Consider the following 14,641-nt stretch of genomic DNA (forward strand, 5'->3'; position numbering starts at 1 on the left):
GGCCTACGACCCTACCCCGGTCAGCAACAGGGCAGACCACTCGCCGCCCTCGACCCGCCGGCGCTCCTGCAGGCCGTACCGGTCGGCGAAGTGCTGGGCGATCTCGTCGGCCTCGGTGGTGAGCAGGCCGGACGCGATCAGCGTCTGCGGGACCGTGCCGGGCTCGAACTCGAGCGCGAGCAGGAGCGGGCGGAGCAGGTTGGCGGCGACGGTCGGCGCGCTCGGTGCCGCCTGGAGCTTGACGTCGACCCGGTCCACCGCCACCTCGACCCCGTTGACGCGCGCGTTGTCGGCGGTCGCCTCGACGGCGAGCGGGTCGAAGTCGACGCCGGCGACCGGGCCCCAGCCCAGCTTCGCCGCCGCGATCGCGAGGACGCCGGAGCCGCAGCCGAGGTCCATGAACGCGCCTTGCGGCTCGAGGTCGAGCAGGAGCTCCAGGCACAGGCGCGTCGTGTGGTGGCCGCCGGTGCCGAACGCCTGGCCGGGGTCGATGACGATCTCAAGGGTTCCGCCCGCGCCGGCCCGGTCGGTCGCGTCAGGCGCGGCCGACTCCCACGGCGGGCGCACGCGAAGGCCGGGCAGCTCGACCGGCTGGTGGAACTGCTTCCAGCGGTCCTGCCAGTCGTCGGCGACCTCGGTGGTGACGACCTCGACGAGCGCGTCGCCCGCGGCGGCCTCCAGGTCGGGCAGCTCGGGCAGCTCGCCGGGCGGGCCGTAGATCGCGTATTCGACGCGGTCCCCCAGGTCGACCTCCTCCACCCCGGACGGCGCGAGCGGGAGCAGCTCGGCGAGCGCGATCTCGGCGTCCTCCCGGCGGACGCGCAGCGCGAGCCGGATCACGTCTTCAGCAGCCGCTTGAGCTTCCCGATCATCGACTCGTCGCCGGTGTCGAGGTGCTCGCCTGTGAGCGAGTCCGCGAGCTGGCGCAGCAGCTCCTTCTGCTCCTTGTCGAGCTTGCGCGGGATCACGACGTTGACCACGACGCGCAGGTCGCCCGGGCGCGGGCGGCGCAACGTCGGCAGGCCGGCGCCCTTCACCGCGAGGATCTCGCCCGGCTGCGTGCCGGCCGGGACCTCCAGCTCCTCCGTTCCCTCGAGCGTCTCGACCGGGAACGTCGCGCCGAGCGCCGCCAGCGGCGCCGGCACGTCGAGCACGGTCACGAGATCCGCCCCGTCGCGCACGAACCGCGCGTCGGGCCGGACGCGCACCTGCACGTAGAGGTCGCCGTTCGGGGCGCCCGCCTCGCCGGCATGTCCGCGGCCGCCGAGCCGCACGCGCTGGCCGTCCTCGATGCCCGCGGGGATGTCGATCGAGAGCGTCGTCTCGCCGATCGTCCGCCCGCGGCCGCCGCACGTGTGGCACGGCTGCTCGGGGATCTTGCCGTCGCCGTGGCAGACGTCGCACTCGACGGTGCGGACGACCTGGCCGAACGGCGTGCGCGTGACGCCCTGCAGCCGGCCCTGGCCGCCGCAGCGCTCGCACGTGCGGATCGGCGTGCCCGGCTCCGCGCCGTTGCCGTGGCAGGTCTCGCAGCGCTGGACGGCCTCGTAGCGGACCTCGGCCTGCGTGCCGACCCGCACGTCGTTGAGGGTGATCTCGACCTGCGCGCCGACGTCGCCGCCCTGCGCGGGCCCGCGCCCGCCGCCGCCGAAGAACCCGCCTCCGCCGCCGGCGCCGCCGCCGCCGAAGAACGCGTCGAGGATGTCGCCCAGGCCGCCGAACGCGCCGAAGTCGGTCGGCTGGTAGCCGCCGCCCTTCAGGCCGTCGTAGCCGTAGCGGTCGTAGGTGGCGCGCCGCTCCTTGTCGGAGAGGATCTCGTACGCCTCCGCGACCTCCTTGAAGCGCGACTCGGCGTCCGGCTCCTTGTTGACGTCGGGGTGCAGCTCCCGCGCGAGGCGGCGGAAGGCCTTCTTGATCTGCGTGTCGTCGGCGTCTCGGGGCACCCCGAGCAGCTCGTACGCGTCAGTCGGCAAAGTGGGGGTCAGCCTTCGTCGTAGACGGTCTCGATGTAGCGCGACAGCTGGTGCGCTGCCTCGCGGACGGCGATGATCGCCTCGCCGTAGTCCATGCGCACGGGGCCCATGAGCGAGACGGTGCCGAGCTTGCGCTGTGGCAGCCCGTAGGAGGAGGCCACGAGGGAGAACGAGCGCAGCTCGGGCTGGTCGTGCTCGCCGCCGATGCGGACGAGGACGTCGCGGGCGCCGAGCGCCTGCCGCAGGACGGCGAGGAGCTCCACGCGCCGCTCCAGCGCGTTCATCAGCTCGTTGATCTGCTGCAGGTCGGTGACCCGGTGCTCGCTGAGCAGCCGGCTCGTGCCGTCGAGGTAGAGCGTGTCCTCGGCGGTCGCGGCCAGCTCGGTGAACGCGGGGAGCAGCTGGGCCAGGAACCCGCGCTCGCTCTGGCCCAGGCTCGGGTCGTTGAGCTTGGACGCGAGCATCCGCGCGCCCAGGCCCATCCCGGTGAGCCGCTCGTTGAGGTACGCGCTCGCCCACGCCGTCAGGCCGGGGTCGACCGCGCGCTCGAACGTGAAGATCCGCTTCGAGACGCCGCCGGTCGACGTGATGATCACGACCATCAGCACCTGCGGCTGGAGCGTGAGCACCTCGATGTGGCGGATCTCCGCGGTCTCGATCGGCGGCGCGGTGACGACCGCGAGCAGGTTCGTGACCTGGCTCAGCGCCTCGGTCGTCGCGCGCATCGCCTCGTCGACCTCGCGCCGGACGAGGTCCAGCTCGAGCTTCGGGCGCGTGGCCGGTGTGGTCGCCGGCCGGGGTGCCGTGAGCAGCCGGTCGACGAAGAAGCGGTAGCCCGCGTCGGTCGGGATGCGGCCGGCGGAGGTGTGCGGGTGCGCGAGCAGCCCGGTCTCCTCCAGGAGCGCCAGCTCGTTGCGGATCGTCGACGGCCCGCAGCCCAGCTCCGGGTCGGCCGCGAGGGTCTTCGACCCGACCGGCTGGCCGGAGTCGAGGTAGCCCTCGACGACCTTGCGGAGGATCAGCTCCTGGCGCGGCGTCGGCACCCTCCCGAGTCTAGGAGCGCTCAGGTGAGCGAGGCGCAGACCACCAGCGCGATCGCGATCTGCGCACCGGCGAGCACGAACGCGCCGGGCGTCAGCCGCTGCTCCAGCACCCCGTGGCGGATGCTTCCGGGGGTCAGCATCTCGACGATCCCGAAGCCCGCCGCCTGCGTCGCGACGCCGACCGCGCCGAACACCGCGGCGTCGTCCAGGCCGCTCCACCCCGCGCCCGTGAAGTAGATCGCGAACCACATCACGAGGCCGAGCGCCACGAGCGTCGTCGAGGCGAGCAGCCCGGCGTTCGGGTTGCCCTCCATGACGAGGTGCCCCAGCCGCCCGGGCGTGAGGAAGTCCATGACCATGAAGCCGACCAGGAGGATGGCGAGCCCCACCCCGGAGTAGGCCAGCACCTGCGCGACGAGCTCCAACATGTGTTCTGCGTTCTCCTAACCGACCAGCACGTGCGGCACGAACCGCGAGAGGTTGTCCGTGATGAGCCCGTCCGATTCGCGGATGCCGAGCCCGACGGGCTCCATGTCCACCGTCCACACGCCGAGCACGGGACGGGCCCCGTCGTACTCGCCGAGATCCACGTACTGCTGGACGACGAAGCCCTCGCCGCCGTACTCCTGATCCGGCCCCTGCGCCGCGAGCCTGCCCGCGAGGACGACCTGCGTGTTCGCGCCCTCACGCGCCAGCAGCGGCTTGCGGACGTAGTCCCGCACGCCGTCCGGGACCTCGTCCTCGAACCAGGTCGGCAGGAGGTTCGGGTGGTCGGGGAACAGCTCCCAGAGGATCGGCAGGATCCCCTTGTTCGACCACAGCATCTTCCAGATCGGCTCGATCCACTGCGTCTGGCCGCGCTGGTCGCCCATCCGCGCGACCGTCTCGCCGAAGAAGCGCTCGCTCGCCATCCACTCCCACGGGTAGAGCTTGAACGCGGTGCGCACGAGCTCCCCGTCGAGGTCGACGAACCCCTCGTCCTCCAGCAGGCCGAGCTGCTCGATCGGCAGGATCGTCGCCTTCAGGCCGGCCTGGCGGGCGGTCTCCACGAGGTAGCCGAGCGTCATGAAGTCCTCGCCCGAGCGCTCGGACGACGTGTGCAGGAAGTGCACGTGGCCGTCCGGCAGCCGGAACGCCTCGCGCAGCTCCTCCCAGCGCTCGACCAGCGCCTCGTGGACGCGGTTCCACTGGTCGCCGCCCTCGCCGTAGACGTCGCGCATCCAGTGCCACTGGATCGCAGTCTCCAGCAGGCACGTCGGGGTGTCCGCGTTGTACTCGAGCAGCTTGAGGTGGCCGTCGGCGCCGTACGCGAAGTCGAACCGGCCGTAGAGCATCGGCGGCTCGGACTCCCACGTCTCCTTGATCTTCGGGACCGCCCAGGCCGGGATGCCGAGCTTGTCGAAGAGGTGGTGCTCGATGACGTGGTCGCCGGCCTCGACGAGCTGCTCCATGAGCACGCGCGCGGCGGCCTCCATCTCATAGACCTCGGCGCCGGTCACCGAGTAGTGGTGGCGCTCGTCCCAGTACGAGATCTGGCTGCCGTCGGGCATGTCGGTCCGCCAGTAGACCAGGCCCTGCTCCTCGATCGTGCGCTCCCACCCGGGGCGCGGCTCGATGGTGTGGCGATCCACTCAGCCACCGCCCGAGCGGGTGAACGAGCGCCCGACGCCCTCGCCGCTGGACGACGAGCCGAAGCCGCCCCGCTGGGCGAGCGCGGCCCGGTCCGTCGACGCGATCTTCGTGCCGCCCGTGACCTTCTGGCCCACGCCGTACTTCGTGCCGGCGCCGGTGAAGTACCAGAAGAACGCGCCGCCTGCCGCCGTGTGGGTGTCGTCGTCGCAGTAGCGGTTCTCGACGACCTGGTCGTCCTCGTCGACGCAGTACGCCTGCTCCTCCTCGTCGCCGCAGCCGGCCAGGAACGACGCGGCCAGCAGCGGGACGACGCTGAGCTTGACGGTGCGGCTGCTGTGCCTAGCCACGACGGCGCTCCAGGAGCTCGGGGTGGTCGTCCAGGCAGGCGCACAGCTCGCGCAGGGCGGGCTCCATGCCGGCCGTGTCGCCGCCGCGCCAGGCTGCGGCCACGATCGTCGCGCGCTCGACGAGCATGTCGTCGTAGCGCTCGTCGTGCTGGTAGCGCTCCTTCAGCGAGGAGATCCGCGCGGCCAGGTCGTCGAACTCGTTGTCGAGGTCGAGCGTCAGGCCGGCCGACGCCAGACGGGCCTCGGCGATGCGGCCCGCGAGCGCGGCGGTGAGGATCGCGGTGGCCGCGATGCCGCTGGCGATGACGAACGCCGCGAGCACGCGGATGCCCGCCGACTTGGGGGCGATGTCGCCGTAGCCGACGGTCGTCATCGAGACGAACGCCCACCAGATGCCGTCGAGGATCGTCGTGTCGGCCTCGACGAACGAGAAGATCGAGCCGCCCAGCAGCAGGCCGCCGAGCACGGTCGCGAGCGCGTAGCGGATCGGGTTGGCGGCGACCGCGGCGAAGGCGCGCGCGATCGTGCGCTCGACGCGGTGCTCGAAGCGGGTCAGCGGGTTGGTCATCGCGCGCGGCAACCTACACGTGCAAGGGAGGTCACGTGACGTCCAGCTCGGCGACGGCGTTGCGGATGATCTGGTTGCCGCCTTGCTCGGCCACCGTGTCGACCGTCGCCACGCCGTCGTGGACGTCGCGGACGGTGGAGGTGACGGTGATCTCCTGCTCGGGCAGGCCCATGCCGCGGAACTGGACGCTGAGGCGCTTGAGCGCGTGCGGCCCGCCGCCGGCCTCGGTCTGCGCGCGGGCGACCTGCGCCATCGTCCACAGGCCGTGGAGGATCTTCCCGGGCAGCCCGACCTGCCGGGCGAACTCGTCGTCGATGTGGATCGGGTTGAAGTCCCCCGACGCGCCCGCGTAGCGGACCGTCAGGTACTTGTCGGGCGTGGTCTGGAGGCGGCGCAGCTCGTCGCCGGGCTCGAGGTGGGCCACGGTCACGCTCCCCGCACGATGTTGGTCCACGTGCCGACGCACACGGTCTCGTCGCGCTGGTTGGTGGTCACCGACTCGAAGACGTAGAACCCGCGCCCGCCGCGCTCCTCGATCTCCTTGACCGACACGCGCGTGGAGACCTCGTCCCCCGCGACGACGAGCGGGCCCCAGCGGAACTCCTGCGCGCCGTGCACCATCAGCGCGAAGTCCATCCCGACCTCCGGGTCCAGGATCGCCGGCCCCATCGCGGGCGCGCTGTAGACGACGCAGAACATCGGCGGCGCGACGACGTCGGCGTACCCCGCCTTCCGCGCGGCCGCGACGTCCAGGTGCAGCGGGTCGGTCTCCCCCACCGCGAACGCGTACTCGCGCACCTTCTCGCGCCCCACGGCGTAGGTCGTGGGCGGGTAGCTCTTGCCGACGGCTTCGGCGCTGATGGGCATGGCGGGCATCCTCTCGCACTTCGCCCCGGCGGACTGTCACAACTCACACGCGGATCGCAACGGGTCTGCGGAGAACGCGCGTACGACGTGCGGAAGCCCGTCAGCCGAGCGCGTCGTGCGCCGCCTGGAGCCGTGCGGCGGCCTGGGCGTCGTGCGGGGCGCGGTGCCACGCGCGCAGCGCGGCCGCGTACTCGGTGGCCTGCGCGCGCAGGCGCGCGTGATCGGCGCGCGCGCCGCGGGCGGGCGGAGCGCGGCGAGGCGGGTGACGAGGTCGTCGGTCGCGCGCTGCGCCTCGTAGGCGCCCTTGCGGTCGTCGCGCGCCTGCCACCGCTCGACGGCCTCCGCCCACTCCTCCCATGCCGCCTGGAGGCGGTGGCGGTACAGCGGGGCGAGCACCGGATGCCACGGGCGCGTGCCGATCCAGGCGAGGACGACTGCGACGGCGAGGAGGACGGGCGTCAGCAGCTCCGTCGCGTCGCTCGTCCGCAGCCACAGCGCGGCGCCGGCGAAGAGCGCCGCGACGGCGAGGAGGAGGACGGCGATCGGCAGCTCGCCGCGGTCGGGCATCGCGCGATCATCGCGCAGCGGTCGCGACCGCGGGCGGTGGGTGGACGATCGTCGCGCGGACCCGCGCGCGCTGGGTGGCGACGACGCAGCCGAGGACGCCGAGGGCCGCGACGAGCATGCCCACGCCGACGTGCTCGCCGAGGAGCAGCGCGGACCAGCCGAGCGTGAGCAGCGGCTGCGCGAGCTGGATCTGCCCGACGCGCGCGACGCCGCCGCGAGCGAGGCCGGCGTACCACGCGAAGAAGCCGAGGAACATCGAGAAGAGCGAGACGTACGCGAAGCCGAGCCACGCCGTCGCGCCGGCGTCGGCGAACGCCGCGGTCGACGACGCGCCGGTCGCCGCCGTGACGAGGACGGTCACCGGGAGCGCGAGGACGAGGCCCCAGCAGATCGTCTGCGCGCCGCCGAGCTCCCGCGACAGCGCGCCGCCCTTGGCGTACCCGAGCGCGCACGCCACCACCGCGGCGAAGAAGAGCGCGTGCGCGCCGCTGATGCCGCCGCCGGACTGGGTGAGCGCGAACGCGACCGTGATCGACACGCCCGCGAGCGCGGCGAGCCAGAACGCCGCGCCCGGCCTCTCCCCCGCGAGCGCGACCGCCGCCAGCGCCGTCGCCGCCGGGAGGATCGCGTTGACGACCGCACCCTGCGCGCTCTCGCTCGTCTGCAGCGCGATCGACGTGAAGAGCGGGAACCCGACCACGACCCCGCCCGCCACGACGAGCAGGCTGCGCCACTGCGCGCGGGTCGGCCGCGACGCGCGCGTGAGCGTGAGGTAGGCGATCGCAAGCAGCCCCGCCACGACGGCGCGCCCGAACGCGACGAACCACGGGTCGAGGTCCTCCACCGCCACGCGCGTCGCCGGCATCGTGAAGGAGAAGGCCAGGACGCCGAGCGCGCCCAGGACGACGCCTTCCGTTACCGCGCCGCGTTCGGTGGCGTTATCGAGACTCCTCATGCCCGACGATAACGCTTCTGAACGGGTCGCTCAAGCGCTGCGCACGGCGGCGGAGGCGGGCGCGCCAGGCGACCGGCTGCCGTCCGTGCGGGAGCTGATGGCCGCGCACCGCGCCGGGCCGCAGACCGTGCAGCGCGCGATCGCCGCGCTGGAGGCCGAGGGGCTGGTGGAGCCGGTGCCGGGCCGTGGGACGTTCGTGGCGGAGCGCGCAGGCGGTGACGGCGGGGGCGGCACGCGCGGCGGCGACGAGGCACGCCGCGACGAGACTGGCGTCGACCGGGCGGGCGCGCCGGCGGAGCCGGATCTCTCGTGGCAGACCCTCGCGCTCGGCGAGGCGGGCGCGAGCGCGGCCGACCTCCACGCGCACCTCTCGCTCTCCCCGCCCGGCGCGCTGGCGCTGTCGACCGGCTACCCGGACGAGTCGCTGCAGCCGACAGGTCTCCTCGCGGCGGCGCTCGCGCGGGCGGGACGGCGGCCCGGCGCGTGGTCGCGCGTGCCGCCCGAGGGGATCGAGCGGCTGCGGACGTGGTTCGCGCGGCAGGCAGGCGGCCGGTTCCGCCCGCACGACGTCGTCGTGACGCCGGGCGCGCAGGCGGGCCTCGCGACGACGCTGCGGGTGCTCGCGCCGTACGGCGCGCCGGTGATCGTCGAGTCGCCGACCTACCTCGGCACGATCGCCGCCGCCCGCGCGGCCGGCCACCGCATCGTGCCCGTCCCCGCCGATCGCGACGGCGTCAAGCCCGACCACCTCGAGGCCGCGCTGAAGGCCAGCGGCGCGAAGGTCGCCGTGATCCAGCCGCTCTACGCCAACCCGACGGGCGCGATCCTCGCCCCGGAGCGGCGCGCGCAGGTCATGCAGGCGATCCGCGACGCCGGCGCCTTCCTCGTCGAGGACGACTTCTCGCGCGACCTCGTGCTGGAGGGCGAGCCGCCCCCGCCGCTCGCCGCGGACGACCCCGACGGGCACGTCGTCTACCTGCGTTCGCTGACGAAGTCGACCGCTCCCGGCCTGCGCGTCGCGGCCGTCGCCGCCCGCGGCGCCGCGGGCGTCCGCATCCGCGCCGCCCGCGCGGTCGACGACTTCTTCGTCGCCGCGCCGCTGCAGGAGGCGGCGGTCGACGTCGTCTCCTCCCCCGCCCTCAAGCGCCACCGCCGCTCGGTCGCCGTCGTGCTGCGCCAGCGTCGCGACGCGCTGCTCGCCGCGGTCGCCCACCATCTCCCGGGCGCGCGCGTCGACGTCGTCCCTCAAGGCGGCTTCACGTTGTGGGTCCGCCTCCCCGACGGCATCGACGAGGTCGCGCTCGCCACCGAGGCCGCGCGCCGCGGCGTCATCGTCTCCCCCGGCCGCCCGTGGTTCCCGGCCGAGGCGCCCGCGCCGTTCCTGCGCATGACGTTCGCGGGCGCGCCGGTCGAGGACCTCGAGCGCGGCGTCGCGATCCTGGGCGACCTCATGCGGCCTTGAGCCACCTCAACCCGGCTTGAGCGACCTCGCGCTCACTTGAGGGCGAACATCACGTACAGCCCGAGCGCGACGGCGGCGGCGCAGACCGCGATCAGCATCACGCCGGCGCCCCGGCGGACCGTGCCGCGCGACGTGGTGAGCAGCACCCCGCCGGTGAACGCGACGGTGAGGCCGACCGCCGCGAGCAGCGAGACCCAGACGACCTGGAGGAGCGCCTCGGTGTCGACCATCAGACGTCAGCCGCCGTGACGCGATCGTCGGAGCGCTGGACCTGCCAGAAGAGCCACGTCGCTGCGCCCGCTGCCAGTGCGCCGACCACGAGCGGGCCGGCGGTGTCGGGGCCGAGCAGCTCGGTCATGCCGTAGAAGAGCGCCGCGAGCGCGCCCGCCGCGGGCAGCGTCAGCACCCACGCGGTCGCCATCTGCCCGGCGACGCCCCAGCGCACCTCCGCCGCCCGCTTGCCGAGCCCGGCGCCCATCACGCCGCCGCTCGTCACGTGCGTGGTCGACAGCGGGAAGCCCGCGTGCGACGCGGCGAGGATCACGACCGCGGACGACGTCTCGGCGGCGAAGCCCTGGGGCGGCTCGATGTCGTACAGGCGGTGGCCGAGCGTGCGGATGATCCGCCACCCGCCGACGAACGTCCCGAGGGCGATCGCGGACGCCGCGGCGAGGACGACCCAGAACGGCACGTCCGGCGAGTCGCCGCTGAGCGTCCCGTTGGCGACCAGTGCGAGCGTGATGATGCCCATCGTCTTCTGCGCGTCGTTCGTCCCGTGCGACAGCGACACGAGCGACGCGGACGCGAGCTGGCCGAGCCGGAAGCCCTCCCGCACCTGCGCCCGGCGCCGCCCGACGAGGCGGTAGACGAGGAAGGTCGCGAGCGCGGCGACCGACGCGGCGAGCACCGGCGCCAGGACGGCGGGCACGAGCACCTCCCCCACGAGGCCGTCGGCCAGCACCGCGTCGAACCCGGCGGCGACCACCACCGCGCCGACGACCCCGCCGATCAGCGCGTGCGACGAGGAGGACGGGAGCCCGAGCCGCCACGTCGCGAGGTTCCAGAAGATGGCTCCGAGGAGGCCGGCGAAGATCACCGTCGGCGTCACCGCGTCGGCGCGCACGATGTCCTCCGCGATCGTCGCGGCCACCTCGAGCGAGATGAACGCGCCGGCGAAGTTCAGGACGGCCGACAGCCCGACCGCGGCGCGCGGCGGCAGCGCCTTGGTCGCGATCGAGGTGGCCATGGCGTTGGCGGTGTCGTGGAAGCCGTTCGTGAAGTCGAACGCGAGCGCCACGACGATGACGAGGACGAGGACGACGTCTTGCATCTGAGCCCGCCGTCCCCGGCGCGGCGCCCCGGCCGAACCTCGTTCACACGAGGATCACATGATCGTCGCGACCGAACCGCCGTCGACCGACCAGGCGCTGCCGGTCACCGACGAGGCCCGCTCCGAGCAGAGGAAGACGACGACGTCGGCGATCTCCTCCGGCTCGGACAGGCGACCGATCGGGATCTTGGCGGCCTGCCGCGCGACGCCCTCCTCGCGCGAGCCGTCGCCGGTCTGCTCTGCCAGGCCGCCGTCGCCGATCCACAGCGGCGAGGCGGTCGCGCCTGGCGCCACCGCGTTGACGAGCACGCCGTGCGGCGCCCACGTGTCGGCGAAGACGCGCGAGAGCGACTGCTGCGCCGCCTTGGTGACGGCGTACGCGGCGTTGGTCAGCGACGGGCGCTTGGCGGCGGAGGAGGTGACGTTGACGATCCTCCCCCACCCCTGCGCGGCCATCCGCGGCGCGGCGGCGCGCATCAGCCGCATCGACGCCATCACGTGCAGCTCCCACTGCGCCTGCCAGTCCTCATCGGTCAGGTCGTCCAGCGGGCGGGCGAACGACGTCCCCGCGTTGTTGACGAGCACGTCGATGCGCCCCATCTGCTCGGCGCACGTGGCGACGATGCGCTCGGGCGCCTCCGGGTCGGTGACGTCGATCGCGAGGTAGTCGCCGCCGCAGCGGTCGGCCTCCTCGGCCAGCTCTCCTGCCGACCGCGCGACGAACAGCACCTTCGCGCCCTCCGCGCACAGCTTCGCCGCGGTCTGGTAGCCGATGCCCCTGCTCGCGCCGGTCACGACGCACACCTTGCCCTCGAGACCCAGGTCCATGGCAGCCGACACTACCGTTGGCCCCATGCGCGTGCTCTTCGTGTGCCTGGGGAACATCTGCCGCTCGCCGACCGCCGAGGGCGTCATGCGCGGGCTCGTCCGCGAGGCGGGGCTGGAGGACCGGATCACGATCGACAGCGCCGGCACCGGCAGCTGGCACGTCGGCAACCCGCCCGATCCCCGCTCGACCGCCGCGGCGGCCCGCCGCGGGGTCACGCTGGAGGGCGCCGCGCGCACGGTGACGGCCGCGGACTTCGACGACTGGGACCTGCTCGTCGCGATGGACAAGGAGAACCAGCGCGAGCTGCTGCGCCGCGCACCGGACGACGAGGCGCGCGCGAAGGTCAAGCTCCTGCGCGAGTACGACCCCGAGTCGGTCGCGGCGGGCGAGCTGGAGGTGCCGGACCCGTACTACGGCGCCGCGGGCGGCTTCGACGAGGTGCTCGACATCGTCGAGGCGGGCTGCCGCGGGCTGCTGGCGGAGATCGCGGCGCAGGTGTGAGCCCGGCGCCGCCGCTCCCGGACCGGATCGCGGGGCGCGCCGTCCGCGGCGCGCGGCGGGTCGGCGGCGGCGACATCAACGAGGCGTACGCGGTCGAGCTGGAGGACGGGACGCGGGCGTTCGTCAAGACCCGGGCGGGCGCGGCGCCGGGCGAGTACGCCGCCGAGGCCGCCGGGCTGGCGTGGCTGGGCGGCGGCGGCGCGCGGGTGCCCGACGTGCTGGAGGCGGCCGACGCGCACCTCGCGCTGGCGTGGCTCGACGAGGGGCGGCTCGACGCCGCGGGCGAGGAGGAGCTGGGCCGGATGCTCGCCGCGACGCACGCGGCGGGCGCGCCCGGGTTCGGCGGCGGGTGGCGCGGCGGCGACGCGACGACCACGCTGCGGATCGGGCCGCTGTCGCTCCCGGACGCCCCGCACGACGACTGGCCCGCGTTCTACGCCGAGTCCCGCCTGCGCCCGCTCGTCCCCCAGGCCGGCCTGTCCGCCGCCGGCCGCCGCGCGGTCGAGACGGTGTGCGACCGGCTCGCCGACCTCGCCGGCCCGGCCGAGCCGCCGGCGCGCCTGCACGGCGACCTCTGGACGGGCAACGTCCTGGCGAGCGGCGGGCGCCCCTTCCTCATCGACCCCGCCGCGTACGGCGGGCACCGGGAGGTCGACCTGGCGATGCTCCAGCTCTTCGGCTCGCCGTCCTCGCGGTTCTTCGCCGCCTACGACGAGGTGGCGCCGCGCGCGGACGGCCACGAGGAACGCGTCACGCTGTGGCAGCTCTTCCCGCTGCTCGTCCACGCGGCGCTGTTCGGCGGCGGCTACGCCGGCTCGGTCGAGCGCGCGGCGCGCCGCTACCTCTGAGCGCCGCCGCGGGCGGCCTTGGCGGCGGCGAGCCGCTCCAGGAACCGCTCGTCGTCGCGCTCGTCCGCGCCGGCCACCTTGGGTCGCAGCGCGCCGGCGAGCTGCGCCGCCAGCGCGCGCCGGGTGTCGAGCGCGAACGTCGTGCGGCGGGCGAGGAACGACCGCACCGCGGCGAGGTCCTCGCGCGTGACGGCGCTGACGTCCCACAGCTCGGTGCCCGAGTCGAGCGGCGGCGCGAACCCCGCCACCGTCCCGGCGCTCACGACGGCCGCGGCGCGCTCGATCGCCACGGTCGCCGCCTTGCGCTCGCGCACGACGACCGTGCCCGCGGCGAGGTCCCCTATCCGCTGGTTCTTGCGCGTGACGAGGATCGCGATGACCGTCGGCAGGTACGACAGCGGGAGCCCGTCGACGAGCCGCAGCAGGTTGCGCACGGCGCTCGCGCGCACGTCGACCGGCTGGCCCGTGTCGCGCACGACGCGCAGCCCGTTCCACCGCTTGCCGGGCGTCCGGCCCGCCGCGAGCACCTCGAACAGCACGTCGTAGAAGAAGAGGACAGCGAACGCGAACGGCGCGAAGACCGCCGCACCCAGGTCGCCGAGGCCGAGGAGCGCGACCGCGAGCAGGACGATCGCCAGCCCCTTGAGGAGCAGGTCGACCAGGCCGGCGTTCATGCGCGAGCCGAGTCCCGCTAGGGTCAGCTCGAGCTCGACGCCCTCCGGCGTCGTGATCGTCAGCCGATCTTCGACCTCCATCCGCGATGACGGTAGAGCCTGCGCCGGCCGAAGCGCGCGAACTGGAAGCCCTGCTCGCGCAAGCCGGCTCGCGTCCCGAGCGGCTCGGCCCTGCCGGGGTGCTGCGGCTGGGCGCCGCGTACCGGGCCGCGGCGGCCGATCTGGCGGCCGCGCGACGCCGCCACGGCGCGGGCGACCCGGAGGTCGTGCGGCTGGAGTCGCTGGTCGCGCGCGGACGGCAGGCGGTCTACGCGGACACGCAGCGTCGCGGGTCGCTGCGCACGTTCTTCGGCACGACCTACTGGGGGCTCGTCGGCGAGCGGCCGCGGCTGCTGGCGCTGGCCGGCGCGCTGCTGCTGATCCCCGCCCTCGCCGCCGCGCTGTGGGCGGGCGCCGACCCTGACGCGGCGCTCGGGCTGGTGCCGGGCGAGTTCCAGGGCGCGGTGGAGCCGGTCGGCGACACGGGGATGACCAGCGCCGAGACCGCCGCGTTCTCGTCCGAGGTGCTGACGAACAACATCCAGGTCACGTTCCTGGCCTTCGCGGCCGGGATCGCGCTGGGGCTCGGAACCGCGCTCGTGCTCGTCTACAACGGGCTGATCCTGGGTGTGATCGCGGGCGGCGCGATCGAGGCGGGCAACGGCGTCGCGTTCGTCGAGTTCGTCACCGCGCACGGGATCATCGAGCTGTCGTGCATCGTCGTCGCGGCCGCGGCGGGGCTGCGCCTCGGGAGTGCGATCCTGCAGCCGGGCCCGCGCCCGCGCGGCGAAGTGCTGACCGAGGAGGCGCGCGCCGCGGTCGCGATCGTGCTCGGGACGATGCCGTGGCTCGTGCTGGCGGGGATCATCGAGGGGTTCGTGACCCGGTCGGGCTTCGGGCTGGTGCCTGGGATCGTCCTCGGCGTGGCGATCGGAGGGACCTACTGGACCCTCATCCGTGTCCGGGGGATCGCCGTCTAGGCGATGCCCCAAGGCGAGTCGGCCCC

Annotated in this window: 19 protein-coding genes; 4 read left to right on the top strand and 15 right to left on the bottom strand. The window is 74.2% G+C overall.

Annotated elements, in window-relative coordinates; translation table 11 throughout:
• Positions 1 to 3: 3 nt before the first annotated feature.
• From AC1UE5_RS05360 to AC1UE5_RS05410, 11 genes are read right to left on the bottom strand one after another with little or no spacing between them, the layout of a single operon-like run.
• Complete coding sequence (locus AC1UE5_RS05360; protein ID WP_482921048.1) at positions 4 to 840, bottom strand: 50S ribosomal protein L11 methyltransferase; 837 nt, start codon at positions 838 to 840, stop codon at positions 4 to 6.
• Positions 837 to 1,973, bottom strand: a complete 1,137-nt coding sequence (gene dnaJ / locus AC1UE5_RS05365; protein WP_482921049.1) for a molecular chaperone DnaJ — start codon at positions 1,971 to 1,973, stop codon at positions 837 to 839. The genes AC1UE5_RS05360 and dnaJ overlap by 4 nt, the downstream gene beginning before the upstream one ends.
• An 8-nt stretch (positions 1,974 to 1,981) precedes the next feature.
• The gene (gene hrcA, locus AC1UE5_RS05370; protein WP_482921050.1) at positions 1,982 to 3,016 is read right to left on the bottom strand and encodes a heat-inducible transcriptional repressor HrcA; all 1,035 of its coding nucleotides are present in this window, start codon (positions 3,014 to 3,016) and stop codon (positions 1,982 to 1,984) included.
• Positions 3,017 to 3,036: 20 nt separating this feature from the next.
• Positions 3,037 to 3,444 (bottom strand): DUF350 domain-containing protein, encoded by a 408-nt coding sequence (locus AC1UE5_RS05375; RefSeq protein WP_482921051.1) that lies wholly within the window; start codon positions 3,442 to 3,444, stop codon positions 3,037 to 3,039.
• A gap of 15 nt (positions 3,445 to 3,459) precedes the next feature.
• Positions 3,460 to 4,647 (bottom strand): glutathionylspermidine synthase family protein, encoded by a 1,188-nt coding sequence (locus tag AC1UE5_RS05380; RefSeq protein WP_482921052.1) that lies wholly within the window; start codon positions 4,645 to 4,647, stop codon positions 3,460 to 3,462.
• On the bottom strand, positions 4,648 to 4,995 hold the full coding sequence (locus AC1UE5_RS05385; RefSeq protein WP_482921053.1) for a hypothetical protein: 348 nt from the start codon (positions 4,993 to 4,995) through the stop codon (positions 4,648 to 4,650).
• On the bottom strand, positions 4,988 to 5,563 hold the full coding sequence (locus tag AC1UE5_RS05390) for a potassium channel family protein (protein ID WP_482921054.1): 576 nt from the start codon (positions 5,561 to 5,563) through the stop codon (positions 4,988 to 4,990). Before AC1UE5_RS05390 ends, AC1UE5_RS05385 begins: the two co-directional genes overlap by 8 nt.
• A 31-nt stretch (positions 5,564 to 5,594) precedes the next feature.
• Positions 5,595 to 5,987: a MaoC/PaaZ C-terminal domain-containing protein gene (locus tag AC1UE5_RS05395; RefSeq protein WP_482921055.1), complete on the bottom strand. Its 393-nt coding sequence runs from the start codon at positions 5,985 to 5,987 to the stop codon at positions 5,595 to 5,597.
• 2 nt (positions 5,988 to 5,989) lie between these two features.
• Positions 5,990 to 6,430, bottom strand: a complete 441-nt coding sequence (locus AC1UE5_RS05400) for an FAS1-like dehydratase domain-containing protein (RefSeq protein ID WP_482921056.1) — start codon at positions 6,428 to 6,430, stop codon at positions 5,990 to 5,992.
• Positions 6,431 to 6,466: 36 nt separating this feature from the next.
• The gene (locus tag AC1UE5_RS05405; RefSeq protein WP_482921057.1) at positions 6,467 to 6,997 is read right to left on the bottom strand and encodes a hypothetical protein; all 531 of its coding nucleotides are present in this window, start codon (positions 6,995 to 6,997) and stop codon (positions 6,467 to 6,469) included.
• 7 nt (positions 6,998 to 7,004) lie between these two features.
• On the bottom strand, positions 7,005 to 7,952 hold the full coding sequence (locus AC1UE5_RS05410) for a DMT family transporter (protein ID WP_482921058.1): 948 nt from the start codon (positions 7,950 to 7,952) through the stop codon (positions 7,005 to 7,007).
• Here AC1UE5_RS05410 and AC1UE5_RS05415 point away from each other — a divergent pair.
• Complete coding sequence (locus AC1UE5_RS05415) at positions 7,951 to 9,414, top strand: aminotransferase-like domain-containing protein (protein WP_482921059.1); 1,464 nt, start codon at positions 7,951 to 7,953, stop codon at positions 9,412 to 9,414. The genes AC1UE5_RS05410 and AC1UE5_RS05415 overlap by 2 nt on opposite strands.
• Positions 9,415 to 9,446: 32 nt before the next feature.
• Here the strand turns inward: AC1UE5_RS05415 and AC1UE5_RS05420 are convergent, their stop codons facing one another.
• The 3 genes from AC1UE5_RS05420 to AC1UE5_RS05430 are packed head-to-tail and all read right to left on the bottom strand — an operon-like array spanning position 9,447 to position 11,572.
• Positions 9,447 to 9,644, bottom strand: a complete 198-nt coding sequence (locus AC1UE5_RS05420) for a hypothetical protein (protein ID WP_482921060.1) — start codon at positions 9,642 to 9,644, stop codon at positions 9,447 to 9,449.
• Complete coding sequence (locus AC1UE5_RS05425; protein ID WP_482921061.1) at positions 9,644 to 10,744, bottom strand: inorganic phosphate transporter; 1,101 nt, start codon at positions 10,742 to 10,744, stop codon at positions 9,644 to 9,646. The genes AC1UE5_RS05420 and AC1UE5_RS05425 overlap by 1 nt, the downstream gene beginning before the upstream one ends.
• Before the next feature lie 54 nt (positions 10,745 to 10,798).
• A complete protein-coding gene (locus tag AC1UE5_RS05430) occupies positions 10,799 to 11,572 on the bottom strand; it encodes an SDR family NAD(P)-dependent oxidoreductase (protein WP_482921062.1) in 774 nt (257 codons plus the stop codon).
• A gap of 25 nt (positions 11,573 to 11,597) precedes the next feature.
• Between AC1UE5_RS05430 and AC1UE5_RS05435 the strand changes: the two genes are divergently transcribed.
• Together AC1UE5_RS05435 and AC1UE5_RS05440 are read left to right on the top strand one after the other, a co-directional pair.
• Positions 11,598 to 12,074: a low molecular weight protein-tyrosine-phosphatase gene (locus AC1UE5_RS05435; RefSeq protein WP_482921063.1), complete on the top strand. Its 477-nt coding sequence runs from the start codon at positions 11,598 to 11,600 to the stop codon at positions 12,072 to 12,074.
• Complete coding sequence (locus tag AC1UE5_RS05440; RefSeq protein ID WP_482921064.1) at positions 12,071 to 12,922, top strand: fructosamine kinase family protein; 852 nt, start codon at positions 12,071 to 12,073, stop codon at positions 12,920 to 12,922. The genes AC1UE5_RS05435 and AC1UE5_RS05440 overlap by 4 nt, the downstream gene beginning before the upstream one ends.
• Here AC1UE5_RS05440 and AC1UE5_RS05445 read toward each other — a convergent pair.
• Positions 12,913 to 13,677 (bottom strand): RDD family protein, encoded by a 765-nt coding sequence (locus tag AC1UE5_RS05445; RefSeq protein WP_482921065.1) that lies wholly within the window; start codon positions 13,675 to 13,677, stop codon positions 12,913 to 12,915. The genes AC1UE5_RS05440 and AC1UE5_RS05445 overlap by 10 nt on opposite strands.
• 5 nt (positions 13,678 to 13,682) lie before the next feature.
• On the opposite strand from AC1UE5_RS05445, the gene AC1UE5_RS05450 reads away from it, so the two are divergent.
• Complete coding sequence (locus AC1UE5_RS05450) at positions 13,683 to 14,615, top strand: stage II sporulation protein M (RefSeq protein ID WP_482921066.1); 933 nt, start codon at positions 13,683 to 13,685, stop codon at positions 14,613 to 14,615.
• Positions 14,616 to 14,641: the final 26 nt, after the last annotated feature.

Source organism: Parviterribacter multiflagellatus (assembly GCF_056863265.1).